Origin of the sequence: Streptomyces sp. NBC_01261 (assembly GCF_036226385.1) — a bacterium.
Classification (GTDB): Bacteria; Actinomycetota; Actinomycetes; order Streptomycetales; family Streptomycetaceae; genus Streptomyces.
Genome location: NZ_CP108463.1, coordinates 10,755,334 through 10,779,029 on the forward strand (window position 1 = coordinate 10,755,334; position 23,696 = coordinate 10,779,029).

Here is a 23,696-nt window from a genome sequence, read left to right on the forward strand (position 1 = left end):
CTGCCGCGCGGCCGACCCCATGCCAGTACCGATGCGCTCGGTCACGGGACGGTTCCCCGCCCGCCGCGGCTGTTTCCGGCTTCGCACAGGATGCGTACAGTCGAGACGAGCGTAGTGCCCCGGGCGCCTCAACTCACCCTGTGCGGAGGGAAGTTCGGAGCTGCGGCAGAATCACCTGACGAGTTCGGTCGGCTCGTCCAGCTGCGTCAGCTTCCGCGGATTGCGCACCACATAGATACGGGTGACCCGCCCGTCCTCCACCACGACACTGATCGCGGACGGTTCGCCGTCGAACTCGATGCGGCCCGCCGGTTCGCCGTTGAGCCACACGGGCGCGGTGTCGAGCACGGCCACCAACTCGTGGGCGCGGGCGAGGATCGGCGCCACCAGCTCGACGCCGTGGATCGGGGCGAGCGCGGCGGGGACCACCCCGCCACCGTCGGTCACCAGCACCACGTCCGGTGCCATCACCTCCATCAGCTCCTGCAACCGCCCGGTGCGCAAGGCGCGCAGGAACCGTTCCACCACGGCCTGTTGCTCCGACCGGCTCACCCGTACCCGCGGCCGTCGGGCCGCCACATGGTCCCGGGCCCGCCGCGCGACCTGCCGTACCGTGGCCGCGGACTTCCCGATGACCTCGGCGATCTCGCCGTACGGCATCTCGAAGACCTCGCGCAGCACGAACACCGCTCGCTCGGTGGGCCCGAGCGTCTCCAGCACGGTCAGCATGGCGATCGAGACGTTCTCCGCGAGTTCGACGTCCTCGGCGACATCGGGACTGGTCAGGAGCGGCTCCGGCAGCCACTCGCCGACATACTCCTCGCGGCGCCGCGACACCGTGCGCAGCCGGTTGAGCGCCTGCCGGGTGACCAGCCGGATCAGGTACGACCGCGGGTCCCGCACCTGCGACCGGTCGACGTCGGCCCACCGCAGCCAGGACTCCTGGAGCACGTCCTCCGCGTCGGCCGCCGATCCGAGCATCTCGTAGGCGACCGTGAACAGGAGACCGCGGTGGGCGACGAAGGGGTCCCCGGTCGTCTCGTCGGTGGTCATGCCGTCGACGCTACGTCGGCGTCGGCGAGCCCCGTGCGGGAGACCAGCGGAATCTCGCACGAGTCCGAGTAGCCCTGCGAGGTGATCCCGTGCGCGGTGTTGCACCTGGCCGCCATGTTGGCGAAGCCGATGAACACGGTGAGTTCGACGAGCGCGGCCGGACCGAGCCGGTCGAGCAGGCTCTTCGACAGCTCGTCGGTGACGGTCGGCGGTGTGTTCGTCATGGCCTCCGCGTACGCGAGCACATCCCGCTCCAGCGGTGTGAACACCTCCGACCGCCGCCAGCGCGGCACCTGGCTCGCCTTGGCCAGGTCGAGGTTCTGGTTCAGCGCGTGGAAGTAGTTGACGTCCAGGCACCAGCTGCAGCCGATCTGGGCCGCGACGGCCATGTGCGCGAACGTCTTGAGGCTCGGGTCGGCCGCGTCCCACGTGCCCACCTTCGCCGCGAACTCCTGGTTCGCCTCGGCCAGTCGGGGCTGGTTCCACAGCACTTCGACGGGCTCGGGAACCGTCCCGAGCTGCTTGATCATGGTCTCGCGGAGCTCGGCGGGAAGCTCGGCCCTGGGAACGCGAGGCGTCACGGTGTTCTCCTTGTATCTGTCGTATGTGAGCCTGGTTGGCTGTTCGACATGAAGACACCGGCCGGCTCGCGGATGTGACACCAGGACCGGGCGCACCGGTCGGCCACCGTGCTTGGCCGCTTCGCGCGGGGGTACTCGGCCGTCATGATGATCGCCGAGAACGAACACGTGGACCTCGCCGCATCCGGCGCCGCGATGGGCCTGGTGGTGGCCTTCGCCGGTGGACTCGTCATCGTCGCGTTGCTGGTGTGGGCGGTCCGGCTGGGCATCGATGTACGTCGGCGGGAACCGGCGCCGCCGCGGTCGGACGAGCAGCCCCGGCTGCCGGAATCCGGTCCCGTAGGGGAGATCCGCGAACAGCGGGAGCCGGACGAGGTGCCGCGTACCCCCGACGGCGAGCGGCTCCTGCCGCACGACCTCCACAACTCCGGAGGCCGGCGCAGCGAGAACCAGGAGCGTCCGCGCTGGAACGAGGGGTCCGGCGGTTCCTGATGGCCGGCACCCGCACCGTACGGGCGGGCCGCCGTAGCCTCGACATCCACCGGCCCGACAAGGTGCTGTTCCCCGCCGACGGGAACGGCAAGGAGTACACGAAGGGCGACCTCGTCGCGTACTACCGGGCCATAGCCCCCTTCATGCTGCCGCACCTGCGCGGACGCCCGCTGATGCTGGAACGGCACCCGGACGGCATCGATGGCCCCCGGTTCATGCAGAAGAACGTCCCGGCGCACTACCCGGACTGGATCAAACGCGTCGAGGTGACCAAGGAGGGCGGCACGGTCACGCACCTCGTCTGCGACGACACCGCCACACTCGTGTACCTCGCCGACCAGGCCTGCCTCACCCCGCACCGCTGGCTGTCCCGGACCGCCAGGCTCCACCGGCCCGACCGCCTGGTCTTCGACCTCGACCGGTCGGACGGAGGCAGCGGAGGCAACGGGGACGACTTCGCCGTCGTACGCCAAGCCGCCCTGCTCCTGCGGGAGTTGCTCGACGAACTACGGCTGCCGTCCGCGCCGATGACCACCGGGTCGCGCGGTCTGCACCTGGTCGTGCCCCTCGACGGGCAGCAGGACTTCGACGCGGTACGCGCCTTCGCCAAGGACGTCGCCGACCACCTCGCCGCGGCCCACCCCGGCCAACTCACCACGGCCGCACGCAAGAAGGACCGCGGCGACCGCCTCTACCTCGACATCCAGCGCAACGGCTACGCGCAGACCGCCGTCGCCCCCTACGCCGTCCGCGCGAAAGCCGGGGCACCGGTAGCCGTCCCCATCAGCTGGGCCCAACTCGACGACCCGGACCTCGACGCCCGCCGCTGGACCATCACCGACGCCCTGGACCAGGCCCGCACCAACCCCTGGGCGGGACTGGCGAGTCGGGGACGTTCCCTCGCCCCGGCCGGGCGGCGACTGGACGACCTGCGCGGCTGAGTGACCAACGCCTCGAAGCGAAGATCAATCAGGACGACTGGCGGGTCGGTCTCGGGGTACTCACCGGTTCATGCGAATGAGTGTGGTGGACGTGGGTTCGAACACGGTTCGGCTCGTGGTGGCGGACCTGGAGGACGGCGTACCACTGCCCGTGCACACGGCCAAGTGGAAACTACGGCTCTCCGAGCGCGTCGGGCAGCCGTACGGGGAGATCCCCGAGGACTCCGTACGCCACCTCGTGAAGGCGGTGTCGGCCGCCGCGGAAACCGCCCGGAGCTGGGGCGCGGCAGGCCCACTCGCCTTTGCCACGGCGGTGGTTCGCGGTGCGCCGAACCGGCTCGACGTGCTCCGCGCGGTCCGCACCGAGACCGGCGTACGACTGTGCACGCTGCCGGGAGAGGTCGAGGGCGAGCTGACCTTCCTCGGGGCCCGGCGCTGGATGGGCTGGCGCGCCGGACCGCTCGCGCTCTTCGACATCGGCGGCGGATCCTTCGAAGTCGCCTTCGGGCGCGGCCGGTTGCCCGACTTCGTCGCCTCCCTGCCACTCGGCGCGGCCCGACTGACCCGCGACTTCCTCTACGGCCAGGACCCGCCGCCCGACCGTGCGGTCAAGGCGCTGCGTCGCGAGGTACGGCACCAACTGCGGGACGTGGCCGCACGGATCCGCTGGGAAGGGCCCCGCACCACCGTCGTGACGTCCCGCACCTTTGAACAGCTGGCCCGGCTCTGCGGTGCCGCCCCCGGACGGCAAGGTCCCTTTGTGGAACGGCGGTTGGCGCGGGCCGACCTGCGCGTGGGCCTCGACCGGCTGGCCGCCCTCGCCGCCCCGGACCGGGCCCTGCTCCCCGGCGTCTCGGCACCGCGGGCCGCCCAGAGCCTGGCCGGAGCCGTGGTCGGGCACACGGCCATGAAGCTCACCGGCATCAAGACCGTCACCGTCTGCCCCTGGGGCATCCGCGAGGGAGTGATGTTGCGGTACATCGAGGACGGCGGGGCCTGGTGGACGGAGATGGCACGGCGCAGCGACGACACCGAAGCCGCGGGGGCGATCGCCCTGCGCATCGCGCCGGTGCCGGAGCGGACCCCCGTCGGCAGGTAGCGGACGTCGACCGGCACGCGCCGGCAGGTGGCGGACATCCGCGCCGCGCCGGCCTACGCCGGGCGTGAGATCTCGGTGACCGCCGTCGAGATGCGCTGTTGTACGTCCTCGGGCAGCGGTGCTCCGTTGACCGAGTCGACGAGTTCCTCGGCCAGTTGATGGAGTTTGGTGTTCGAACGCTGGGAGACGTCGACCAGGACGCTCCACGCGTCGTCGCGGCTGAGACCGAAGGAGGCCATGAGCACTCCGCGGGCCAGGTCGATGACCGGCCGGGTCAGCATCGCGCGCTTGAGCTGCCCGACCTCGACGCGCAGCTCCTCGGCCTCGTCGGACACGTCTTTCTCCTCCATCAGGTGGTGCGTGGTGGGGGAATGTTCGCGCCGGAGGTTGACCACCCCGTCGGCGGCCTTGTGCCCTGTCCTGCGGCTGAACAGCGACGACGTGTCGGTGAGCGCGAACAGCCTCGCGACAGCGGCGCTGGCGGCCCGGACGTCGAGTGTCTTGCCGTCCGCCAGGGCGAGTCCGCGGACGGACAGCAGGACGTTGAGCCCGGCACAGTCGCAGAAACCGACTCCGGCCAGGTCGAGGTCCAGCCCTCCGGACGACCGGGCGAGTGCGAGCCCCAGGGCGCGCCGCACCGCCTGTTCCGTGTCGATGTCGATCTCCCCGGAGACCACGACGACCGTCCGGGTACCGGCCGGCCGCGTCACGATCTTCAGGGACGCGGAGACCGACGACGGATCCGCCGCCGAGGACGGGGAATCCACCGTGGAAACGGGGGACACCGCGCATATCGTCCGGACCCCGCTCCCGCGAGGAGCGCTACGTTCGTGTTCTTGCATGGCTGCCGCTCCCGAGGCATCCGCCCTGTTTTCTGCCCGGTCAAGTCTCACCCGCGGCATTTAGCGCGTCAAGATATACACGAAATCTGTTTCGTGTCTCGGGATACGTGAAAGACGGGGCCTATGCTGGGGGTCATGGACGGAGTACCCGAGACACACGCCGGATGGACGTTCCTCACCAGTCACGCGCGCGTGCTGGCCGCGATCGCCGAGGATCACCGCACCCGAATCCGTGACATCGCCGTGCGATGCAGGCTCACGGAAAGAGCCGTGCAGAAGATCATCGCCGATCTGGAGCGGGACGGTTATCTCACCCACACGCGGGAGGGGCGGACCAACGCGTACCGCATCCAGCCGGGAACCATCCTCCGGCATCCGGCCGAGGCCGGGATGACCGTCGAGGCGTTGCTCTCCACCCTCGCCCAGCACGACGATCGGCGCGAGCACCCGTCCACGGCGCCGGCCGACGAGCGGGACTCCGAACTCGCCGAGTGACCGGCCGGGTCGGGGCGGGGGCCAGCACGGCGTCGGGCGCCGCGCTCTGAACGACGCGCGGCCGAGGATCTTCGCCAGTTGCGGCCGGACCGTCTCCAGGGGTTCGTGCTTCATTCCCTCGTTCTGGTGGACGCTCATTCGCCCACCCGGTTGGTAACCTTTCGTCACGTTTTGGCGGCCAGGAGTCATTGCCTTCGTACATTTGTTTCAGGGTGCCGCGCGGGGGAAGGCGCAGGGTGAGTGCTTCGGACAGGAGGCACGTCCGTGGGAGCCGGTGTATGCCGGATCGCGGGTGTGTTCCGCCTGCTCAGTGTGTGCCCGCTCCCATGGGGACCGTCCTTCGACAACCCCTTGAGGGAGTTGTGAGCACCACCATGGACACAGTCACCGTCACCCGGAAGCGTCATCCGCACAACGACGCCCCCCGCACGGCCGCCGCCTTCAACCGCCTCTCACATCTGCCCGCCGGACCCGAGCGGGTCGCCCTGCGCGACGAACTCGTCCGGGTCTGGCTGCCCATGTCCGAACGCATCGCCGGCCGCTATCGGGGAAAGGGCGAGCCCTACGAGGATCTGCGCCAGGTCGCGGCACTCGGTCTCGTGAAGGCCGTCGACGGCTACGACCCCGACCGCGGCCACGCCTTCGAGAGCTACGCCGTGCCGACCGTCACCGGTGAGATCAAGCGCCACTTCCGCGACCACATGTGGGCCCTGCACGTGCCCCGGCGCGTCCAGGAACTCCGCAACAAGGTGCGCGTCGCCCTGCGGGACCTGGCCGCGACGGGGCCGGACCGGCGCCCGAGCGTGGCCGAGATCGCCGAGTGCGCGCAGCTGAGCGAGGAGGACGTACAGGCCGGTCTGGAGGCGCTGGACAGCTTCACCACACTCTCGCTGGACGCCGAGACGCCGGGTGAGGACGCGGGTATGACGCTGGTCGGCCTGCTGGGGGAGTGGGACGCCGGTTTCGACCTGGTCGTCGACCGCGAGGCGGTCAAGCCCGCCCTGCGGACGCTGCCCGAGCGCGAGCGCGTCATCCTCTACCTCCGTTTCTTCCGCGGCATGACCCAGAGCTGCATCGCGGAGCAACTCGGTGTCTCCCAGATGCACGTCTCCCGGCTGATCACCACCTCCTGTGCCACGGTGCGCGAACGCGTACTCGCCGACGCCGCCTAGCCGTGCCGGAAAGGGGAGGCCGGCCGCCCCGCGGGAGTGATCCCGGGGCGGCCGGTGGCGGGCTCACTGCCGAACCCTCCCGGGAGCGGTTGGGCAACCTGCCGCCCTCTTCGGACTACCGGGCTGGGGCCGGTTCAAACAACAACCGGCCCATGGGAAGGGTGCGGCGCACCACCGGACGACCCCGCGTCGCCCGGTGTGCACGCGCGGTGACAGGCCGGCGGGGGAGGGGGTTCCTCGCCGGCTCCCAGGTGGCCGTCGTACCCTCAACGACGCGGAACACAGGGCCTGTTGGGCCATTCCGCTTGCGGTCGGAGCGAGTGCGTACGGGACGTCGCGGCGTACCGGTATGCTCTCGACTGTTGTCTGACGGCAACTATGGTCGCGAGACGGTTCGGTGGGGAGGGTAGGACCATGGTGGTGCCACAGCCGCGGGCCGACGACCTGCTGTCGGTGGGTGGCGAAGGGGTCGGCCCGGACACCTGGGTGGCCTGGCAGCCCGCCGTCCTGCTGGTCGAGGACGATGCCGGTGACGCGCTGTTGGTGGAGGAACTGGTCGCCGACAGTGCGCTGAAGATTCGCCTCCAGTGGGTGCGGTCGATGGCCGAGGCCGCCGAGGTGCTCGCGGTCGACGTGCCGGACTGCGTCCTGCTCGACCTGCATCTGCCGGACGCCCAAGGACTTGAGGCGCTCTCCCGGATCCGGGCGGGCGCCGAGCGGGCGGCTGTCGTGGTCCTCACCGGCCTCGCCGAGGAGGAGACCGGACTGGCCGCCGTCGCCGCCGGCGCACAGGACTACCTGGTCAAGGGCCGGGTCGAGCCGGGCCTTTTCGGCCGGGCCGTGCGCTACGCGATCCAGCGCAAGCAGGCCGAGCGGGCGGCCGTCGCGCTCCAGGCCAGCCGCATGCAGGCCCAGGAGAACGCCCGCCTGGAACGGGGACTGCTGCCCCGCCCCCTGCTGCGCGGCGAGGGCGTCGAAGCGGTGGCCCGCTACCGTCCCGGGCGCGCGCAGGCGCTGCTCGGCGGTGACTTCTACGACATCGTGCAGAGCGTCGACGGCACGGTCCACGCGGTGGTCGGTGACGTCTCCGGACACGGACCGGACGAGGCCGCCCTCGGTGTGGCCCTGCGCATCGCCTGGCGCACACTGGTCCTCAGCGGTGTCACGGGCGCCGAACAGGTGGCCCGCCTGGAGGAACTCCTGGTCGCCGAGCGCGCCCGGAGCGAGGTCTTCGCCACCCTCGTCAGTCTCGTGGTCGCACCCGGCGAACGGACCGCCAAAGTCGTGCGGGCCGGACACCACGGGCTGCTGATAAGGGACGGCGGCCGGGTGGAATGGGTGGAGGTCGCGGGCGGCCCGGCCCTGGGCGTGGTCCCCGGCCTCGCGGACTGGCCGGTCGAGGAACTGGCCGTACCGACCGATGCCGCCGTGGTGCTGTTCACCGACGGCCTCTTCGAGGGGCATGTCGGGCGCGGCTCGGAGCGGCTGGGAGAGGACGGGCTGCTACGGCTCGCCCGCGAACGCGCCGCGCTGGCACCGGAGCCGTTCGTCGACGAACTCATCGCCTGCGCCGAGAGCCTGGCCGAGGCGCAGGGCGGCCTGGCGGACGACGTGGCCGTGATGCACCTGCACTGGACGTGAGGCACCTGCCCCGGACGTGATTCAGTTCGCCGGAAGTGAGCAGGTGAGGACGAGAGGGTGTCGAAACGAGACGAACGGTGAGGGACATGGCGGGCGGAAGAGGGATCGGGCGCCGGTTCACGGTGCAGGGGTGGTTCTTCCTGGCGCTGTCGCTCATGGTGCTGCTGGTGGTGATCGGCACCGCGATCGGCGCCAACCTGCTGAGCCAGACGGCCCGGGTCAGCGACGACCTGCTGCTGCGCGTCCAGCCCTCCCAGACCGAGGCGTACCGGCTGCAGGCCGCCCTGGTCAACCAGGAGACCGGCATCCGCGGCTACGCGATCGCCGCCGACAAGCAGTTCCTCGCCCCCTACACCACCGGCCAGCAGGACGAGGCCCGCTCGGCCGCGCGACTGCGCGGACTGCTCCGCGACCGGCCCGAGCTCCTCGCCGATCTCCGCGCGGTGGAGCGCGGCGCGGCAGCCTGGCGGAAGGACTACGGCGAGCCCCTCGCCGCCACCGTCACCCCCGGCCGGCCGCACGCCGTCGACCAGGCCACCGTGGACAGCGGCAAGCACGAGTTCGACCACCTGCGCACCCTCTGGGCGAAGCAGAACGCGGACATCTCGAAAGCCGTGAAGGAGGGCCGGGCCCACCTCGCCCACCAGCGGACGGCGCGCGACTCCGTCATCAGCGCCATGGTCGCCGCCTTCCTGCTGACCGGCGTCGCCCTCGCCGTACTCGTACGACTGCTGGTGACCCGGCCGCTCGAAGCGCTGAGCAAGGCGTCGGAACAGGTCGCGGGCGGCGACTTCGCGCACCGCATCACCGGCGACGGCCCGGCCGACCTCACCGCGGTGGCCGGAGCCGTCGAGGGCATGCGCAGACGGATCGTCGCCGAACTCGACGCCTCCCGCGACCAGGAGGAGATCCTGAGCCGGCAGGCCGTGGAGCTGGACGCCCAGGCCGTCGAACTGCGGCGGTCCAACGCCGAGTTGGAGCAGTTCGCCTACGTTGCCTCGCACGATCTGCAGGAGCCGCTGCGCAAGGTCGCCTCGTTCTGCCAGCTCCTGGAGAAACGCTACGGCGACAAGCTCGACGACCGCGGCCTGCAGTACATCGACTTCGCCGTCGACGGTGCCAAACGCATGCAGGTCCTCATCAACGACCTGCTCACCTTCTCCCGCGTCGGACGTCTCGACGACACCCGGGAGCGGGTCGGCCTCGGCCAGCCGCTGGACAAGGCCCTGCGGAACCTGGCGGCGGCCGTGGAGGAGTCGGAGGCCCGGATCGACCGGCCCGAGACCCTGCCCGAGGTCGTCGGCGACCCGACGCTGCTGACGATGCTCTGGCAGAACCTCGTGGGCAACGCCCTGAAGTTCCGCCGCCCGGACCGCGCCCCGCACGTGACCGTCACCTGTGACCCCGACCCCGAGAGCCCCGGCATGTGGCGCGTGTGCGTCGCCGACAACGGCATCGGCATCCCCGAGGAGTTCGCCGACAAGGTCTTCGTCATCTTCCAGCGACTGCACAGCCGCGACGCCTACGGCGGCACCGGCATCGGACTCGCCCTGTGCAAGAAGATCGTCGAACACCACGGCGGCCGGATCTGGATCGAGTCCCGGGTCGGCGAAGGCACCCGCTTCTGCTTCACGCTCCCCTCCGCCGATGCGACCGACGCCGTCGAAGCCCCCGAGACCGCCGAGCCCGTCGACGGCACCGGCACCTCCGTCTCCACTGAAGAGAAGGCCCTGACATGACCCTCCCTGACGCGACCCCGATCGATGTCCTTTTGGTAGAGGACGATCCCGGCGACGAACTGATGACCCGGGAAGCCTTCGAGGACAACAAGATCGGCAACACCCTGCACGTCGTCCGCGACGGCGAGGAGGCCCTCGACTTCCTCTACAAGCGCGGCGAGCACACCGACGCCCCGAGGCCCGACCTCATCCTCCTCGACCTCAACCTGCCGAAGTACGACGGCCGTCAGGTCCTGGAGAAGATCAAGTCCGACCCGGAGCTGGCGCACATCCCCGTCGTCGTCCTGACCACGTCGTCGGCCGAGGAGGACATCCTGCGCAGCTACAAACTGCACGCCAACGCCTATGTCACCAAGCCGGTCGACCTCGACCAGTTCATCGCCGCGGTCCGGCAGATCGACGACTTCTTCGTGCAGGTCGTCCGGCTGCCCCATCGCTTCGGCTGAGGGACTAGGGTCACTGGTACGAGGTGATGAACCGGGCGGCGAGTTGGTGAGGGCCATGGTGTCGGAAGACGACCGAGCCGACGAGATCACCGGGGTGTTCCTGCACCGGCTGCCGGAGGACACCTGGTGGTGGTCGGACGAGATGTTCCGCCTGCTCGGCTACGAACCCGACGCCGTCACGCCCACTGCCAAGCTGCTGCGCGGCCACGTCCACAGCGAGGACCACACCGGCCTCGACAGCGCCCTGGAACACGGCAGGACCACCGGCCTCCCCTTCAGCTGCTACCTCCGGGTGGTCGGCACCCCGGACGAGGGACGCAGCGTCGTCCTGGTCGGCGACGGCCGTACCGGCGACGACGGCGAGGTGGTCGTGCTGCGCGGGTTCGCCGTCGACGTGACGAAGTCCGTACGGCAGGAGGCACGGCGCACCGCCGACTCCGACATCGACCGGGCCCGCGTCTCGCAGGAGGACGTCGACCTGGCGCGCGGCGTGCTCATGGCGCTCTACGGCATCGACGCGGACGTCGCCATGCGCGTCCTGCGCCGCCACTCCCAGCACGCCAACGTCAAACTCCGCACGCTGGCCCAGTCCGTGCGCGAGGCGGCGCCCACGGCGCCGGGCCGCCCCCAGCACGACCTGCACCAACGGATCTCGGCGGTGCTCTACCCCGACCGCGACTGAGCGGGCGTCCAAGCTCCCGGAGACGGGCCTGCTTGGGGGTGGCAATCTCGGGTAGGCCAACCCCATGAGCGGCGAATCACCACACTGCCGACTTCCCTGAGGTGTCGAACGCGTGGCACCGCACGGGGAGGCGGACCGGAAACCGGCGCAAGCGGACGGCACGGACGCCGTCGCGGGCCGGATCGCCGATGCCGTGGACGGCCTGGCCGAACTCTGGACCACGGCGGCGGCCGAGGCGTCCGTACGGCTCTCCGCGCATCAGCTGCGCGCCCTGCACGCCCTGGAGGCCGCACCGGGCGAGAACCTGACCATGCTGGCGGAACGGCTCGACGCCGGCCTGCCCACGGTCAGCAGACTGTGCGACCGGCTGGAGGCGGCCGGACTGCTGCTCAGGGAGGCCGCACCGCACAACCGCAGGGAGATAAACCTGCGCCTCACCACGCACGGCCGCGAGGTGCTCGCCGAGGTGGCCGAGCTCAGGTCCCGGGCGCTGACCGAGGTCGTACGCGGCATGGAACCGGACGACCGTGCGGCGCTGGAGCAGGGCCTGCGGGCGTTCGTCGCGACGCTCCGGGATCCGCCGGCCGACGAGGACGGGTGAATCCGCGCCTCACGATGCGTCGGCGCCGCGCCCGTTCCAGTCCAGGCAGACCACGGCGGCGTCGGCCGTCAGGTCGGTACTGCCGAAGTGCTCGACCAGGCTCGCCACCACCGAGCGCGCGACCTCCTGCGGAGCCTGCGTCGGCGCCGCGTCGAGGGCCCGGCGCAGGGCGTCCTCGCCGAACAGGGCGCCCTCCGGCGAACGGGCCCCGTGGACGCCGGTGCTCACCGCCACGAGCCGGTCACCGGGCCGTACGGAGAAGATCTGCTCCTCGTAGGCCGTCTCCTCGAACATGCCGAGCGGGAGCTGTGCCTCCAGTTCGATCTGCTTCACCGTGTCGCCGCGTCGGCGGTAGAGCCGGGGCGAGCCCGCGTCGACGGCCTGGACGGTGCCCGTCGCGAGGTCGAAGCGGAGCAGCAGGGTCGAGGCGTACACCTTGCCGCCGAACTGGGCATAGACGGCCTGGTCGGCAAGGCGGGCCTGGTCGGAGAGGCTCACGCCGGCCCGGCGGGCGTTGCGCAGGGCGCCCACGGTGACGCTGGTGAGCAGGGATGCGTCGATGCCGCGGCCCATGCCGTCCGTGACCGTCACGATGAGCCGGCTGCCGTCGGTGCTCCAGTCGAAGTTGTCGCCGCCGACGGTGTACGCGGGCTCCAGATGGGCGCCGATCACGAACTCGGGCCGCCCGCAGCCGCGGCCCGGAAGCAGCTGCCACTGCATCTCGGCGGCCAGCGTGAGCCGCCGCGTACGGCGGGCCAGGAGGTACAGGTCGGTGTCGCGCTCCGCCGTCGCGATCTCGTGGCCCAGCGCGGTCGCGAACTCGGCGAGAGCGCGCACCCCGGCGGTGTCGGCACCGGCGGCGGGCAGCCGGGCGGAGAGGACGCCGAGCCGGTCGCCGCGCACGGTGACGGGCACGTGCACGGCCGCCGTCCCGTCCTCGGGCGCTTCGACGACGGGTGTCTGGACGGTGAACGCTCGTGCGGCCGGGCCGTCGTAGGCCGAAAGGGGTTCGCCGGTGCCCGGCGGCGGGGCGACCGGACGCAGTACGCGCAGGCCGTAGTCGGCGAGGAGGAGGGTGACGTCCCGGGCTCCGGCGCGGTCACCGAGCAGGCGGCGGGCCGTCTCCACCAGAGCGTTGGGCGGGGCCGACCGCAACTCGCTCTCCACAGAGGGGAGCGACTCAGAGGTGCTCACGGCGTTCACCCTTCCGGCTCAGTGCCTTCACACTAGCGTCACGCCGGTGAGCGCGGGGTGCGACCGGGGCCACCTCACCGCCCCCGCCAGTCCAGGCACACCACCAAGGCGTCGTCGTCCGGAGTCGGCGTACCGCGATGGCCGGTCAGCTCCCGCAGCACGGCCCTCGGCACCTCGGCGGCGGGCAGCAGCCTCGTGTGCTGGATCGCCCGCGCCAGCGCCGCGTCCCCGTACGCCTCGCCCTTGGGCGACGCGACGGCGTACACCCCGTCACTGACGAACAGGAGCCGGTCCCCGGGCTCGATCCGGAAGTCCTGCTCGATGTAGTCGGTCTCCTCGAACATGCCCAGCGGCAACTGCGCGTCGAAGGCGATCCGCTCCACCACCCCGTCGCGCAGCCGCAGCGTCTGCGGCGATCCGGCGTCCACCACCCGGGCCCGCCCGGTGGTGAGGTCGAAGTCGAACATCAGCACGGACATGTGGCTGCGGCCCTGGTAGTGCGCGTACACGGCCTGGTCCGCGAGGGCCGCCTGGTCGGCGAGGGGGATGCCCGCCCGGCGCGCGTTGCGCAGGGCGTTGACCGCCAGGTTCGTCAGGAGCGATGCCTCTATGCCCTCGCCCATGCCGTTCGAGACGTAGAGCGTGAGGTGGTCGGCCGTGGCGGACCAGTCGAAGTTGTCTCCGTGGATCGCGTACGCGGGCTCCAGCTGCGCGCCCAGGTCGAACTCGGAACGGGAGCACGAGCGGCCGGGCAGCAGCTGCCACTGCATCTCCGCCGCCAGCGTGAGCCGGTCCTTGCGCCGGGCCCGCAGATACAGGTCCGTGTCGCGCTCGGCGACCAGCACCTCGTGCCCCAACACCTCGGCCAGCTCGGCGAGTTCGGGCAGGCACTCACGCGCGTGGTCGCCGCCGGGCAGCGTCACCGAGAGCACGCCGAAACGGTCCCCGCGCACACTGATCGGAAGATGCACGCGCACACTGCCGTCGCCGAGGTTGCCCTCCACGAACGGTTCCTGGGCACCGAAGGCGCGGCCCGCCGGGGTGTTGTGCAGGGAGACCGGCGGCAGGGTGTGCGGCAGGTCGGTCACGGGCTGCAGGACGGTCAGGCCGTAGTCGGCCATGAGCAGGTCCACGGAGTCCGCCGCGTAGTGCCGACCCAGCAACTGCCCGACGACGTCGGGCAGTTCGTGGGGAGCCGCCGTGCGCAGCGCCCGCTCGACAGCCATGAATCTGTTCACGATCGTAGGTATGCCAATCTCTCACCCGAGGCACGCGTCGCCCGCTCTGCGGTGGGCCGTACGGCCTTGGCGCCGCGTGTCGTCTCGTCCATCCGTGTCCGTTGCGCGTGCCTAGTAGGCTGGGGTCCGTCCCTGTGCCTGCGAGAGTGTGACCGTGACGTCCTTCCACCCCCGCCCCGAGCCCGACGAGGTCGCGCGCGTCACCTCTACGGCCGCGGAACTGCTGGAAGTCCTGTGGGGGCGCGCCTCTACGGCGCCGGCGTCGGCCTCGCAGCTACGGGTCCTGTTCATCCTGGAACACCACGAGGGCATCAACCTGCGCACCCTCGCCGACCACTTGGCCTCGACCCCGCCGTCGACCAGCCGGCTGTGCGACCGTCTGCAGGCCGCCGGGTTCGTCGACCGCGAGGTGAGCCCCACGGACCGGCGCGAGGTGCGCCTGTACCTCAGCAGCCTGGGGCGTTCCTTCTTGTCGGACCTGCGGGCCCGGCGCGAGGAGGCGCTCGGGGCGGTGCTGGAACAGATGCCGGTCGCCGGGCGCAGCGCGCTCCTCACCGGCCTTGAGGCGTTCTGTGCGGTGGCGGCGGCGCAGATACACGACCACGACGACTCCTCCGGCAGCCGTACCGCCTGACCGGGCCGTCCGACAGCCGACCGCTCGGCCGCTGCCCGCTGTTCGTGGCCGACGCACGGAGTGGCCCCCGCCGACCGGGACATCCCAGATCCTTCCCCCTGCTGCGACGACACCCGCTACTTTCTTGCCTCATGGCCATAGTTGTCAAACGGCAAGTTTCGCGGGTGCCGGTGCCGACTCGTGGTCGAGCAGGGGAGGTTCGGTGCAGATTGCGGGCCGGTCAGCCGAGTTCGGCGCCCTTGGCCGCGGCCTCGGACTCGGAGTGCGCGTCACCGGTGGCGAGCGTGCCGCCCGAGCTCTCCAGGTGCGCACGCACGAACCACTGGAACTGCTCCAGGTCGCGCAGCTGCCCGATCAGCAGGTCCTCGGTGGCGGGGTCGATGTCCCCCGCCTCCTTGATCCCGGCCCGGATGTCCTCGATCAAGCCCGTGTAGACGAGGTCGAGCGCGCCGAGGTGGGCGATGGCGTCGGCCCGGCCGATGGAGTAGTCGTCCCAGGTGCGCTCGGCGACCAGCGTGCCGGGGGTGCCCGGCGCGACCCCGCCGAGCGCGGCGATGCGCTCGGCCACGTCGTCGGCCATCTCGCGCACCCGGTCGACCTGCGGGTCGATCATCTCGTGCACGGCGATGAAGTGCGGCCCGACGACGTTCCAGTGCACGTGCTTCAACGTCAGGTGGAGATCGTTCAGCGAGTGGAGACGCAGCCGGAGCACACCGATCAACCGGCCCGCGGCCTCGCGCTCGATACCGGGAACGGTGTACTTCGGGGTCAGGTCCTTGATCTCGCCGGTCATGGTTCACCTCAGGTCATTCGGTAGGGCGTGCGGTTCCTTACCTGGTCACGGGTGCCCCGGTCCGGCGAGGTCAGACATCCCGTCCCTGAGCGATACGTCACGATTGGCCCGAGTGCCCTCCGCCGGGCAGGAGATCCTGGATCTTGGCCTTGAACCCCTGCCTGAGCACGGCCGCGCGATCACTGTCGCCCTTGAGGACGGAGGACGCGGCGGCCTCGATCTGCTCCAGGGTGGAGTGCGGCGGGACCGGCGGTACGGCGGGGTCGGTCACGAAGTCCAGCACGCACGGCCGGTCGGCGGCCAGCGCGCTCTCCCAGGCGCCGGTCACCTCGTCGGGCTTCTCCACACGGATGCCGGTCAGTCCGAGGGAGCGGGCGAAGTCGGCGTAGGCGACGTCCGGGATCGACTGCGAGGGCAGGAACTGCGGGGCGCCCTCCATGCCCCGCATCTCCCACGTCACCTGATTCAGATCCCGGTTGTTGAGCACGGCGACGATGAGCCGCGGATCCGCCCATTCCTGCCAGTACTTGGCGACGGTGATCAGCTCGGCCATGCCGTTCATCTGCATCGCCCCGTCCCCGACGAGCGCGATGGCCGGTCGGTCACCGTGCGCGAACTTCGCACCGATGGCGTACGGCACCCCCGCGCCCATCGTGGCGAGCGTCCCCGACAGCGAGCCGCGCATCGCACCGTTCAACTTCAGGTGCCGGGCATACCAGTTGGCGGCCGAGCCGGAGTCGGCGGCCAGGATCACGTCGTCCGGGAGCAGGCCATTGAGCGCGTGCACGACGTGCTCGGGGTTGACCGGATCGGCCTCGACGGCGGCCCGCCGCTCCATGACCTCCCACCAACGGCCCACATTGGCCTCGATCTTGACCCGCCACGCCGGATCCTCCATCTGCTCCAGCAGCGGCAGCAGCCGGCGCAGCGTCGCGGCGGCGTCACCGACGAGATTCACCTCGAAGGGATAGCGCAGCCCCACCATGTGCGGATCGATGTCGATCTGAACGCCCCGCGCCTTCCCGAACTTCGGCAGGAACTGCGAGTAGGGGAACGACGACCCGATCACCAGCAGCGAGTCGCACTCGCGCATCATCTCGTACGACGGCTGAGTGCCCAACAGGCCGATCGCGCCCGTGACATAGGGCAGGTCGTCGTCCAACGCGTCCTTGCCGAGCAGCGCCTTGGCCACCCCGGCACCGAGCCGGTCGGCGACCGCCATCACCTCCGCACGGGCACCCCGCGCGCCCTGCCCGATCAACACGGCCGTCTTCCCACCGGAGTTCAGCACATCGGCGGCCCGTCGCAGATCGTCGTCGTCCGGCACCACCGTGGAGTGCGGCATGCCCAGACTGGACGGCACCATCTTGAAGGCGTGCTCGGGCGGGGCGTAGGGGAGGTCCTGGACGTCGGCCGGAATGATCACGGCGGTCACCGTGCGGCGTGCCATGGCGGTGCGCAGCGCCCGGTCGAGGACGTTGGGCAGCTGCTCCGGGACGGTGACCATCTCGCAGAAGTCGGAGGCGACGTCCTTGTAGAGGCTCAGCAGATCGACCTCCTGCTGGTAACTGCCGCCCATGGCACTGCGGTTGGTCTGTCCGACGATCGCGACGACGGGCACGTGGTCGAGCTTCGCGTCGTAGAGGCCGTTGAGGAGATGAATGGCGCCGGGCCCCGAAGTGGCCACGCAGACACCTACCTTGCCGGAGAACTTGGCGTACCCGACGGCCTCGAACGCGGCCATCTCCTCGTGCCGTGCCTGGACGAAACGGGGGTTGTCGTCCGCGCGGCCCCAGGCGGCGAGGAGCCCGTTGATGCCGTCGCCCGGGTAGGCGAAGACGTGCGTGACGTCCCACTCGCGCAATCGCTGGAGGAGGTGGTCGGAGACCTTGGTGGACATGGGCGGGGTCCTTCCGGTGGGGGTGTCCGTCCGGTACGGCCTACGGGTGCCCCGGATCGGTACGGACCTACGGGTACCCCGGAAGTCGGCTTCCCCCGCTGCCTTCATTTCCCTGGCATGCCGCGGGCCGGAAGCCCTCGGCCTCCGGCCCGTTGTCCGGCCCCTGTTCCTCCGACCCGTCAGTCGTCACCTCTGACGATGTTGCCCTCGGTGAGTGTCCCCGGAGGCGGTGTCACGCTGTTGTCGTCGACGGGCGGGATGCAGGTGCGTACGGCCTTCCCGTTACGGCGACGGGCCTTCGCCCAACCGGTCTCGGGCGGCAGATGCAGTTCTTCCTTCTTGACGGTGCGCGCGGTCACAGCGCTTCAACTTCTCTCTCTGCGTCAGAAATGTTCGGTCCTGGAGCTAACCGTTCGGGTCCCCGCCGCCCACGGACTCAAACGCCGACGGGCGGACTCGGCTCCCGGACCGTGGAGATCAACTCCGGGCGAACTCAAGGAGATCCGCGTTGAATCGCTCGGCGAATTTCGGCACCATCGCCAGGCCGTGCGGGGCGCCCGGGTAGACCTTGTAGATCGCGTCCTTGACAAGCTTCGACGATTTGTCGCCGGAGGCCACGATGGGCACGATCTGGTCGTCGTCGCCGTGCACGATCAACGTCGGGACGTCGATCTTCTTGAGGTCCTCGGTGAGGTCGGTCTCGGAGAATGCCTTGACGCAGTCATAAGCGCCCTTGATTCCCACGGTCATGCTCCAGAGCCAGAACTCGTCACGGGTTCCCTGGGTGACGGTCGAGTCGTCCCGGTTGGCGCCGTAGAACGGGGCACTGAGGTCCTTGTAGAACTGCGAACGGTCCGACTCCACGCCGTTACGGATCTCGTCGAAGACCTCGATCGGCAGCCCTTCCGGATTCGCGTCCGTCTTGAGCATGAGCGGCGGGATCGCCCCGACCAGGACGGCCTTGGCGACCCGGCCCGAGCCGTGCCGGCCGAGGTAGCGGGTGACCTCGCCGCCACCGGTCGAGTGCCCGACCAGGATCACGTCACGGAGATCCAGGGCTTCGATGACCGACGCGAGATCGTCGGCGTAGGTGTCGAGGTTGTTGCCGTCCCAGGGCTGACCGGAACGCCCGCCCCCGCGCCGGTCGTGCGCTACGGCCCGGAAGCCGTTGTCGGCCATCAACTTCAGCTGGGGATCCCACGCGTCGGCGGTCAGCGGCCAGCCGTGGGAGAAGACGACGGGCTGCCCCGCTCCCCAGTCCTTGTAGAAGATCTGCGTGCCGTCCGAGCTGGTGGCGAAGGGCATGGTGTTTTCCTCCCGAAATGATCGAACTGTTTGAGTACGTCATACGGAGATTCAACGACGGCAAAGGGTCAGCGGCGAGAGGCGACCGGAATGAGCACGTCGACCACAACACTCTAGGCGAGGCGAGGAACTTCCGCGTGTCGAGCGAATTCCCGGCCGCCTCCACCGTAACCCGGGGGTGGAGCGAAAAACGTCAGACCGCGGTTCGATCTTTCGCACCCGTGCGATCGCTACCGTTTCGGCCATGCCAGAACTGACAGCACGGAACGTCGGCCCGTCCGGAATCGAGATCGCCTACGAACGTTTCGGTGACCCCGAGGCGGCGCCGGTCCTGCTGATCATGGGGGCGGGCGCCCAGATGATCAACTGGCCGGAGGGATTCTGTCAGGCGCTGGTCGACCGGAGTCTGCACGTGATCCGGTTCGACACCCGCGACGCCGGCCGCTCGACCCACTTCCCCGACGCGCCCGTACCGGACTTCCCGGCGGCTCTGGCCGGCGACCTCTCCACGGCGTCCTACACGCTCTCCGACCTGGCGGCCGACACCGTCGGCCTGCTCGACGCACTCGGGATCACCGGGGCACACCTCGTCGGCTCCTCGATGGGCGGGATGATCGCCCAGATGATCGCGATCGAGTACCCGGAGCGGACCCGCTCGCTCACCTCGATGATGTCCACGACCGGCGAGCCCGGCGTCGGTGAGGCCGACTTCTCCGTGTTCGCCGAACTGGGAGCACCGCCGCAGGACCGGGAGGCCTTCGTCGAGTGGCAGGTGCGCGCCCTGCGACTCGCCGCGTCACCGGGCTTCCCGTTCGACGCGACCGCCGCGGCCGAGCGGGCCGGCCGCGTCTTCGACCGGGGCTACGACGCCCTCGGCATCCAGCGCCAGGGCCTCGCGGTGGTGGCCACGGGCGACCGCACCGAGCGGTTGCGGTCGCTGCGTGTGCCCACACTGGTGGTGCACGGCGCCGACGACATCGTGTGCGACGTCAGCGGCGGTCGCGCCACGGCTGCCGCCGTTCCGGGCGCCGACCTGGTGATCCTGGGTGGAATGGGCCACGGCCTTCCGCAGGAACTGTGGCCCGAACTCGCCGACCACATCAGCGAGTTCATCCACCACGTCGAGACGGTGACAGCCTGACCGACACCTCCAGGGCTGGTACCCGATCGATTCGAGCGTGCCCGGGCCGTCGTCGATGCCTCGCGCGGCGGGGAAATTCATTGGACAACTCACCAGCAGTCGGTGACCGTTGACGGAATGCGACAGGAGACGCTTTGGGGTGCGGACGTCGCCCAGCGGTATGACACACCCGGCACCGGCATGTTCGCCCCCGACACACTGAGGCCGACCGTGGACCGCCTCGCGCGACTCGCGGGGGACGGCGCCGCGTTGGAGTTCGCCATCGGAACCGGGCGGGTCGCCGTGCCGCTCGCCGAGCGCGGAGTCCCAGTCACCGGGATCGAGTTGTCGGAGCCGATGGTGGAGCAACTACGCACCAAGGCCGACGAAGCGACGATCCCCGTGGTCATGGGGGACATGGCGACCACCGTCGCGCCCGGGACGTACAGCCTCGTCTATCTCGTCTACAACACGATCTCGAACCTGCTCACCCAGGCCGAGCAGGTCGAGTGTTTCCGCAACGCCGCCCGTCATCTCGCGCCTGGCGGACGGTTCGTGATCGAGCTCTGGGTACCGGAGTTGCGCAAACTTCCGCCGGGGCAGACGGCCACTGTCTGGCGGGCCGACTCCGACTACATCGGCCTGGACACGTACGACACCCTGCGCCAGCACGTCGTATCGCACCACATCCGGTTCGACGAGACCGAGCAGGCGCGGCTGGAGCGCAGCCCGCACCGGTACATCTGGCCGGCCGAACTCGACCTCATGGCCCAGCTCGCCGGGTTCGAGCCGGAGAGCAGGCACGGGGACTGGTCCGGCGCCGGGTTCACCGCCGAGTCGCGTTCCCATGTCTCCGTGTACCGGGTGCCGCCGAAGTCGTAGCGGCTTCAACTGGACGGAAAGACAAGGCACTTACGGCACCTGTGTCCCACCCACCACACCGTCCGGGGCATCCGTCAAAGGGATACGTGCGGTGATGCGTTTGCCGACGGGTTCGCGCTGTGCCTCGAAGCCTCGCGCTACCGCCCGTACGATCTCCAGCCCGTGCTGCCCCACCCGTTGGGCGTCGGCGGCACGCGCGACCGGGAGCACCGGGTCGGAGTCCCACACCGCCACCTCGACCTGGCCATCGACGATCCGCAGATCCATCAGCACCGGGCCGGGCGCGTACTTACGGGCGTTGGTGACCAACTCGCTGACGACCAGCTGCGTGAGGTCCATGGCACGGTCCGACACCGGCAGTCCGTATTCGGCCTGGGCCCGGGCGAGGAACATCGCGGCCAGTCGGCGGGCCTCGGCGATGCATGAGCCGTCCCCGTCCAACGCCACGGTGGACCGCAGGGCCCGGACCTGCGGCGCTGTGTCGTCGTCCTCCGATGAATCTTGTTCCATCCGGATCGTTTCACCGCCTTCCGCGTGCCCGGCGCCTACCCCGTGAAGCAACGCGCACTCCGTCAATCTCCATCGGTCCATCGGACAGCTCCACCGGACACAAGCATCAACCGTACGATGCGGGGCAGCACTTCGGATGAAAATCCTGATCCGTAGCGCTCGCCGACTTGTGTATGAGGACAGATGGTGGACACCGAACACGCGGGGCAGCCAGGGCCGTTGTCGGTCAGGACCGACATCGTCGACGGCACCTTGGTCGTGGCTGTTGCCGGAGAGATCGACCAGCAGACAGGCGGCACACTGAGGGAGGCGCTGACCCTGCCGGAGGGTGCCGCACCGCGCGTGGTCATCGACCTGCGCCACGTCACCTTCATGGACTCCAGCGGCATCAACATCCTCATCGCCGCGCACACCGCCCTCGCCGAAGCGGGCGGCTGGCTGCGACTGGCCGGGGCCGCCCCGCCCGTGCTGCGCATCATCCAACTCGTCGGTATCGACGGATTCATCGAGTGTCGTCCGACGGTCCAACAGGCCCTCGACAGGTGACCGTTGGGGAGCGTTGCGCGTCGGGACGGTCGTGAGATCCGCTGGCCGGGTGTTCAGGCGTGGTGATAGACAGGCCGCGTGACAGAGATCCTGGAGTTCCCCGTCCTGCTGCGGCTGATCGACGAGCGGTCGGTCGCGTTCCGGGCCGCGGTCGCCTCCGCGCCGAACCTCGACGCACAGGTGCCGACCTGCCCGGAGTGGACGCTGCGCGACCTCGTGCGGCACCTCGGCGGGGTGCAGCGCCGCTGGGCCGGAATCGTCACCGCGGGGCCCGCCGACGCCCGACCCGACGTGACGGTCTCGGAGGCTCCGCGGGAGCGTGCGGACCTGCTGGCCTGGTCTGCCGAGTCCACGGAGCAACTCCTGCGTGCACTGCGGGAGTTCGGCCCGGATCGCGGCTGCTGGACATGGTGGGCCGGATCGCAGTCTCCGCAGACCTCCGGCGCCGTGGCCCGGCACCAGGTCCAGGAGGCCATGGTCCACACCTACGACGCCCAGATCACCGTAGGAGACCCGCAGCCGCTGCCGGGTGAGGCGGCACTCGACGGTATCGACGAGTTCCTGTCCACCAGCTGCGCCGGGACGGACCCGTGGCCGCACGAGCCCGCTGCCGTCGAGTACCACGCCACCGAGGGCCGTTCCTGGCGCCTCTCGCTCTTCGCCGACGGCTCACGAGTCACCGAACTCCTCGCGCCCGCCACCGGCACCGGAGAGGACGCGGCCGGCGCCACCCTCCAGGGCACCGCCGGTGAGCTGGTCCTGGTCCTGTACGACCGCATCCCGGTGAACTCCCTGAAGGTGGACGGCGACCCACGCCTCTTCGACCTGCTCCTGGCCTGGGACCCGACCGCGTAGGACGTACCGACGCGGGCCGCCTCCGCTACGCCCCGCTCGTGATCGCGGTCAGTTCCAGGTCGAGCGCCGGGGCGATGCCGCTGACGTCGCGGCCGACTCTTCTCCGCACCTTCCGTACGAAGTCCGCGGCCTTCTCCGCGGGCAGCCACACGCGTGCGACGGACGGTGCCACGAGGGCCACCTCGACGCCCGCGAGCGGCCCCGGCGCGGGTCGTACGGCGATGTCCCCGTCGCCCGCCGGGAACATCAGGCCCAGCGCGAGCAGCTCCCAGGCGAAGGTCCAGGTGACCTCCGCACCGTCGGGCCCGAGCAACACCAGGCGCACCGCCAGACAGTCGTCCGGCCGGTACACCAACTCCGCGGTGACGATGGCCGCTTCGCCGTCCGCGAGCACCACGAGCCCGGTCGTGCCGACCCTCAGTGGAACGCCACCCGAGCGCTCCGTCACGACACCAACTCTCTTTCGCCGGGCGCGGTTTCGCCCGGGGAGTCGGCGAACGTCCGCGGCCGGCGGGAGGGGCTGGGGGAGTGCAGCAGGCGTACGGCTGCCATGGCCTCCTCCGCTGTGCGGGTGCCGGTCAGCACGCACAGGGTGTAGGCGGCGTTCTGCAGGGGGACGGCGACGGCCATGTCCCCGTCGGCCGCGAGCGTCAGATAACGGTCGACCGCCTGTTGCAGTACTGCCGGGTTCGGCACGATCACGTCAGGCCTCCACGTTCTCGGCGGAACCCGGGTTCGTCGACACGCGGTCGCGGCTGGAGGGAAGGGGCACGATGACACTCCTCGCACGGGAAGAAGGGTGCCTGCTGACCGAAGCACTGGACTGCGCTCGCTTGTGCCCCGTCCGTAGGGTCCGAAACAGATCCGACGTACGGCCCGGGACGGATCCGGCCGTGCGCGATGTGCCTTGTCGCGTCCAGGAGTTCAGGCGCGTT

27 protein-coding genes are annotated in these 23,696 nt (G+C 70.3%); 15 read left to right on the plus strand and 12 right to left on the minus strand.

Annotated features, from left to right (window positions below):
* Positions 1-171 precede the first annotated feature (171 nt).
* Together OG226_RS47800 and OG226_RS47805 are read right to left on the minus strand one after the other, a co-directional pair.
* The gene (locus OG226_RS47800) at positions 172-1,053 is read right to left on the minus strand and encodes an RNA polymerase sigma-70 factor (RefSeq protein ID WP_329352750.1); all 882 of its coding nucleotides are present in this window, start codon (positions 1,051-1,053) and stop codon (positions 172-174) included.
* Positions 1,050-1,634 carry a carboxymuconolactone decarboxylase family protein gene (locus OG226_RS47805; RefSeq protein ID WP_329352751.1) on the minus strand — a complete coding sequence of 195 codons (585 nt, stop codon included), beginning with the start codon at positions 1,632-1,634 and terminating at the stop codon, positions 1,050-1,052. The genes OG226_RS47800 and OG226_RS47805 overlap by 4 nt, the downstream gene beginning before the upstream one ends.
* A gap of 144 nt (positions 1,635-1,778) precedes the next feature.
* Here OG226_RS47805 and OG226_RS47810 point away from each other — a divergent pair, with 144 nt between their 5' ends.
* The 3 genes from OG226_RS47810 to OG226_RS47820 all read left to right on the plus strand — a co-directional run bounded on the left by OG226_RS47810 (position 1,779) and on the right by OG226_RS47820 (position 4,166).
* On the plus strand, positions 1,779-2,126 hold the full coding sequence (locus OG226_RS47810) for a DUF6479 family protein (RefSeq protein ID WP_329352752.1): 348 nt from the start codon (positions 1,779-1,781) through the stop codon (positions 2,124-2,126).
* Entirely contained in the window at positions 2,126-3,067 is a 942-nt protein-coding gene (gene ligD, locus OG226_RS47815) for a non-homologous end-joining DNA ligase (protein WP_329352753.1), read from the plus strand. The genes OG226_RS47810 and ligD overlap by 1 nt, the downstream gene beginning before the upstream one ends.
* 70 nt (positions 3,068-3,137) lie before the next feature.
* Positions 3,138-4,166 carry a Ppx/GppA phosphatase family protein gene (locus OG226_RS47820; protein ID WP_328685787.1) on the plus strand — a complete coding sequence of 343 codons (1,029 nt, stop codon included), beginning with the start codon at positions 3,138-3,140 and terminating at the stop codon, positions 4,164-4,166.
* 53 nt (positions 4,167-4,219) lie between these two features.
* On the opposite strand, the gene OG226_RS47825 is transcribed toward OG226_RS47820, so the two are convergent.
* Positions 4,220-4,951, minus strand: coding sequence for an ANTAR domain-containing protein (locus tag OG226_RS47825; RefSeq protein WP_329352754.1), 732 nt, complete (start codon positions 4,949-4,951; stop codon positions 4,220-4,222).
* Between the two features lie 192 nt (positions 4,952-5,143).
* Here OG226_RS47825 and OG226_RS47830 point away from each other — a divergent pair, with 192 nt between their 5' ends.
* From OG226_RS47830 to OG226_RS47860, 7 genes are all read left to right on the plus strand, one after another.
* A complete protein-coding gene (locus OG226_RS47830; protein WP_328685789.1) occupies positions 5,144-5,503 on the plus strand; it encodes a helix-turn-helix transcriptional regulator in 360 nt (119 codons plus the stop codon).
* A gap of 374 nt (positions 5,504-5,877) precedes the next feature.
* Positions 5,878-6,675, plus strand: coding sequence for a SigB/SigF/SigG family RNA polymerase sigma factor (locus OG226_RS47835; RefSeq protein ID WP_329352755.1), 798 nt, complete (start codon positions 5,878-5,880; stop codon positions 6,673-6,675).
* Between the two features lie 414 nt (positions 6,676-7,089).
* Positions 7,090-8,316 (plus strand): PP2C family protein-serine/threonine phosphatase, encoded by a 1,227-nt coding sequence (locus tag OG226_RS47840; protein WP_329352756.1) that lies wholly within the window; start codon positions 7,090-7,092, stop codon positions 8,314-8,316.
* Between the two features lie 86 nt (positions 8,317-8,402).
* Complete coding sequence (locus OG226_RS47845; RefSeq protein WP_329352757.1) at positions 8,403-10,055, plus strand: sensor histidine kinase; 1,653 nt, start codon at positions 8,403-8,405, stop codon at positions 10,053-10,055.
* Positions 10,052-10,501, plus strand: a complete 450-nt coding sequence (locus tag OG226_RS47850) for a response regulator (protein ID WP_328685793.1) — start codon at positions 10,052-10,054, stop codon at positions 10,499-10,501. Before OG226_RS47845 ends, OG226_RS47850 begins: the two co-directional genes overlap by 4 nt.
* A gap of 55 nt (positions 10,502-10,556) precedes the next feature.
* Positions 10,557-11,183, plus strand: a complete 627-nt coding sequence (locus tag OG226_RS47855; protein WP_328685794.1) for an ANTAR domain-containing protein — start codon at positions 10,557-10,559, stop codon at positions 11,181-11,183.
* A gap of 112 nt (positions 11,184-11,295) precedes the next feature.
* Entirely contained in the window at positions 11,296-11,784 is a 489-nt protein-coding gene (locus OG226_RS47860; RefSeq protein WP_329352758.1) for a MarR family winged helix-turn-helix transcriptional regulator, read from the plus strand.
* Between the two features lie 9 nt (positions 11,785-11,793).
* Here the strand turns inward: OG226_RS47860 and OG226_RS47865 are convergent, their stop codons facing one another.
* Together OG226_RS47865 and OG226_RS47870 are read right to left on the minus strand one after the other, a co-directional pair.
* Positions 11,794-12,987: a PP2C family protein-serine/threonine phosphatase gene (locus OG226_RS47865; protein WP_329352759.1), complete on the minus strand. Its 1,194-nt coding sequence runs from the start codon at positions 12,985-12,987 to the stop codon at positions 11,794-11,796.
* 65 nt (positions 12,988-13,052) lie between these two features.
* A complete protein-coding gene (locus tag OG226_RS47870) occupies positions 13,053-14,204 on the minus strand; it encodes a PP2C family protein-serine/threonine phosphatase (protein ID WP_328685797.1) in 1,152 nt (383 codons plus the stop codon).
* A 160-nt stretch (positions 14,205-14,364) separates the two neighbouring features.
* On the opposite strand from OG226_RS47870, the gene OG226_RS47875 reads away from it, so the two are divergent.
* Entirely contained in the window at positions 14,365-14,850 is a 486-nt protein-coding gene (locus OG226_RS47875) for a MarR family transcriptional regulator (RefSeq protein ID WP_329352760.1), read from the plus strand.
* 220 nt (positions 14,851-15,070) lie between these two features.
* On the opposite strand, the gene OG226_RS47880 is transcribed toward OG226_RS47875, so the two are convergent.
* The 4 genes from OG226_RS47880 to OG226_RS47895 form a co-directional block, all read right to left on the minus strand.
* Positions 15,071-15,643, minus strand: coding sequence for a Dps family protein (locus OG226_RS47880; RefSeq protein WP_328685798.1), 573 nt, complete (start codon positions 15,641-15,643; stop codon positions 15,071-15,073).
* A gap of 97 nt (positions 15,644-15,740) precedes the next feature.
* Entirely contained in the window at positions 15,741-17,543 is a 1,803-nt protein-coding gene (locus tag OG226_RS47885) for a thiamine pyrophosphate-requiring protein (protein ID WP_328685799.1), read from the minus strand.
* A gap of 179 nt (positions 17,544-17,722) precedes the next feature.
* Positions 17,723-17,902 carry a hypothetical protein gene (locus OG226_RS47890; RefSeq protein WP_328685800.1) on the minus strand — a complete coding sequence of 60 codons (180 nt, stop codon included), beginning with the start codon at positions 17,900-17,902 and terminating at the stop codon, positions 17,723-17,725.
* A 118-nt stretch (positions 17,903-18,020) separates the two neighbouring features.
* Positions 18,021-18,848 (minus strand): alpha/beta fold hydrolase, encoded by an 828-nt coding sequence (locus OG226_RS47895; RefSeq protein WP_328685801.1) that lies wholly within the window; start codon positions 18,846-18,848, stop codon positions 18,021-18,023.
* 244 nt (positions 18,849-19,092) lie between these two features.
* Here OG226_RS47895 and OG226_RS47900 point away from each other — a divergent pair, with 244 nt between their 5' ends.
* Entirely contained in the window at positions 19,093-19,989 is an 897-nt protein-coding gene (locus OG226_RS47900; RefSeq protein ID WP_328685802.1) for an alpha/beta fold hydrolase, read from the plus strand.
* A 117-nt stretch (positions 19,990-20,106) separates the two neighbouring features.
* Positions 20,107-20,850, plus strand: coding sequence for a class I SAM-dependent methyltransferase (locus tag OG226_RS47905; protein ID WP_329352761.1), 744 nt, complete (start codon positions 20,107-20,109; stop codon positions 20,848-20,850).
* 30 nt (positions 20,851-20,880) lie between these two features.
* Here OG226_RS47905 and OG226_RS47910 read toward each other — a convergent pair whose 3' ends face one another.
* Positions 20,881-21,360, minus strand: coding sequence for an ATP-binding protein (locus OG226_RS47910; protein WP_328685804.1), 480 nt, complete (start codon positions 21,358-21,360; stop codon positions 20,881-20,883).
* A 183-nt stretch (positions 21,361-21,543) separates the two neighbouring features.
* On the opposite strand from OG226_RS47910, the gene OG226_RS47915 reads away from it, so the two are divergent.
* Positions 21,544-21,906, plus strand: a complete 363-nt coding sequence (locus OG226_RS47915) for an STAS domain-containing protein (protein WP_328685805.1) — start codon at positions 21,544-21,546, stop codon at positions 21,904-21,906.
* A 78-nt stretch (positions 21,907-21,984) separates the two neighbouring features.
* Positions 21,985-22,761 carry a maleylpyruvate isomerase family mycothiol-dependent enzyme gene (locus OG226_RS47920; RefSeq protein ID WP_328685806.1) on the plus strand — a complete coding sequence of 259 codons (777 nt, stop codon included), beginning with the start codon at positions 21,985-21,987 and terminating at the stop codon, positions 22,759-22,761.
* Positions 22,762-22,786: 25 nt separating this feature from the next.
* On the opposite strand, the gene OG226_RS47925 is transcribed toward OG226_RS47920, so the two are convergent.
* A complete protein-coding gene (locus OG226_RS47925; protein ID WP_329352762.1) occupies positions 22,787-23,209 on the minus strand; it encodes an SsgA family sporulation/cell division regulator in 423 nt (140 codons plus the stop codon).
* Positions 23,206-23,463, minus strand: a complete 258-nt coding sequence (locus OG226_RS47930) for a DUF5133 domain-containing protein (RefSeq protein WP_329352763.1) — start codon at positions 23,461-23,463, stop codon at positions 23,206-23,208. The genes OG226_RS47925 and OG226_RS47930 overlap by 4 nt, the downstream gene beginning before the upstream one ends.
* Between the last annotated feature and the right edge of the window lie 233 nt (positions 23,464-23,696).

Excerpts from the sequence above, each read along its gene's own strand:
- OG226_RS47800 (WP_329352750.1), bottom strand. The coding sequence starts at position 1,053 with ATGACCACCGACGAGACGACCGGGGACCCCTTCGTCGCCCACCGCGGT.
- OG226_RS47810 (WP_329352752.1), top strand. The coding sequence starts at position 1,779 with ATGATGATCGCCGAGAACGAACACGTGGACCTCGCCGCATCCGGCGCC.
- ligD (WP_329352753.1), top strand. The coding sequence starts at position 2,126 with ATGGCCGGCACCCGCACCGTACGGGCGGGCCGCCGTAGCCTCGACATC.
- OG226_RS47820 (WP_328685787.1), top strand. The coding sequence starts at position 3,138 with ATGCGAATGAGTGTGGTGGACGTGGGTTCGAACACGGTTCGGCTCGTG.
- OG226_RS47830 (WP_328685789.1), top strand. The coding sequence starts at position 5,144 with ATGGACGGAGTACCCGAGACACACGCCGGATGGACGTTCCTCACCAGT.
- OG226_RS47835 (WP_329352755.1), top strand. The coding sequence starts at position 5,878 with ATGGACACAGTCACCGTCACCCGGAAGCGTCATCCGCACAACGACGCC.
- OG226_RS47840 (WP_329352756.1), top strand. The coding sequence starts at position 7,090 with ATGGTGGTGCCACAGCCGCGGGCCGACGACCTGCTGTCGGTGGGTGGC.
- OG226_RS47845 (WP_329352757.1), top strand. The coding sequence starts at position 8,403 with ATGGCGGGCGGAAGAGGGATCGGGCGCCGGTTCACGGTGCAGGGGTGG.
- OG226_RS47850 (WP_328685793.1), top strand. The coding sequence starts at position 10,052 with ATGACCCTCCCTGACGCGACCCCGATCGATGTCCTTTTGGTAGAGGAC.
- OG226_RS47855 (WP_328685794.1), top strand. The coding sequence starts at position 10,557 with ATGGTGTCGGAAGACGACCGAGCCGACGAGATCACCGGGGTGTTCCTG.
- OG226_RS47870 (WP_328685797.1), bottom strand. The coding sequence starts at position 14,204 with ATGGCTGTCGAGCGGGCGCTGCGCACGGCGGCTCCCCACGAACTGCCC.
- OG226_RS47880 (WP_328685798.1), bottom strand. The coding sequence starts at position 15,643 with ATGACCGGCGAGATCAAGGACCTGACCCCGAAGTACACCGTTCCCGGT.
- OG226_RS47885 (WP_328685799.1), bottom strand. The coding sequence starts at position 17,543 with ATGTCCACCAAGGTCTCCGACCACCTCCTCCAGCGATTGCGCGAGTGG.
- OG226_RS47895 (WP_328685801.1), bottom strand. The coding sequence starts at position 18,848 with ATGCCCTTCGCCACCAGCTCGGACGGCACGCAGATCTTCTACAAGGAC.
- OG226_RS47900 (WP_328685802.1), top strand. The coding sequence starts at position 19,093 with ATGCCAGAACTGACAGCACGGAACGTCGGCCCGTCCGGAATCGAGATC.
- OG226_RS47905 (WP_329352761.1), top strand. The coding sequence starts at position 20,107 with ATGCGACAGGAGACGCTTTGGGGTGCGGACGTCGCCCAGCGGTATGAC.
- OG226_RS47910 (WP_328685804.1), bottom strand. The coding sequence starts at position 21,360 with ATGGAACAAGATTCATCGGAGGACGACGACACAGCGCCGCAGGTCCGG.
- OG226_RS47915 (WP_328685805.1), top strand. The coding sequence starts at position 21,544 with ATGGTGGACACCGAACACGCGGGGCAGCCAGGGCCGTTGTCGGTCAGG.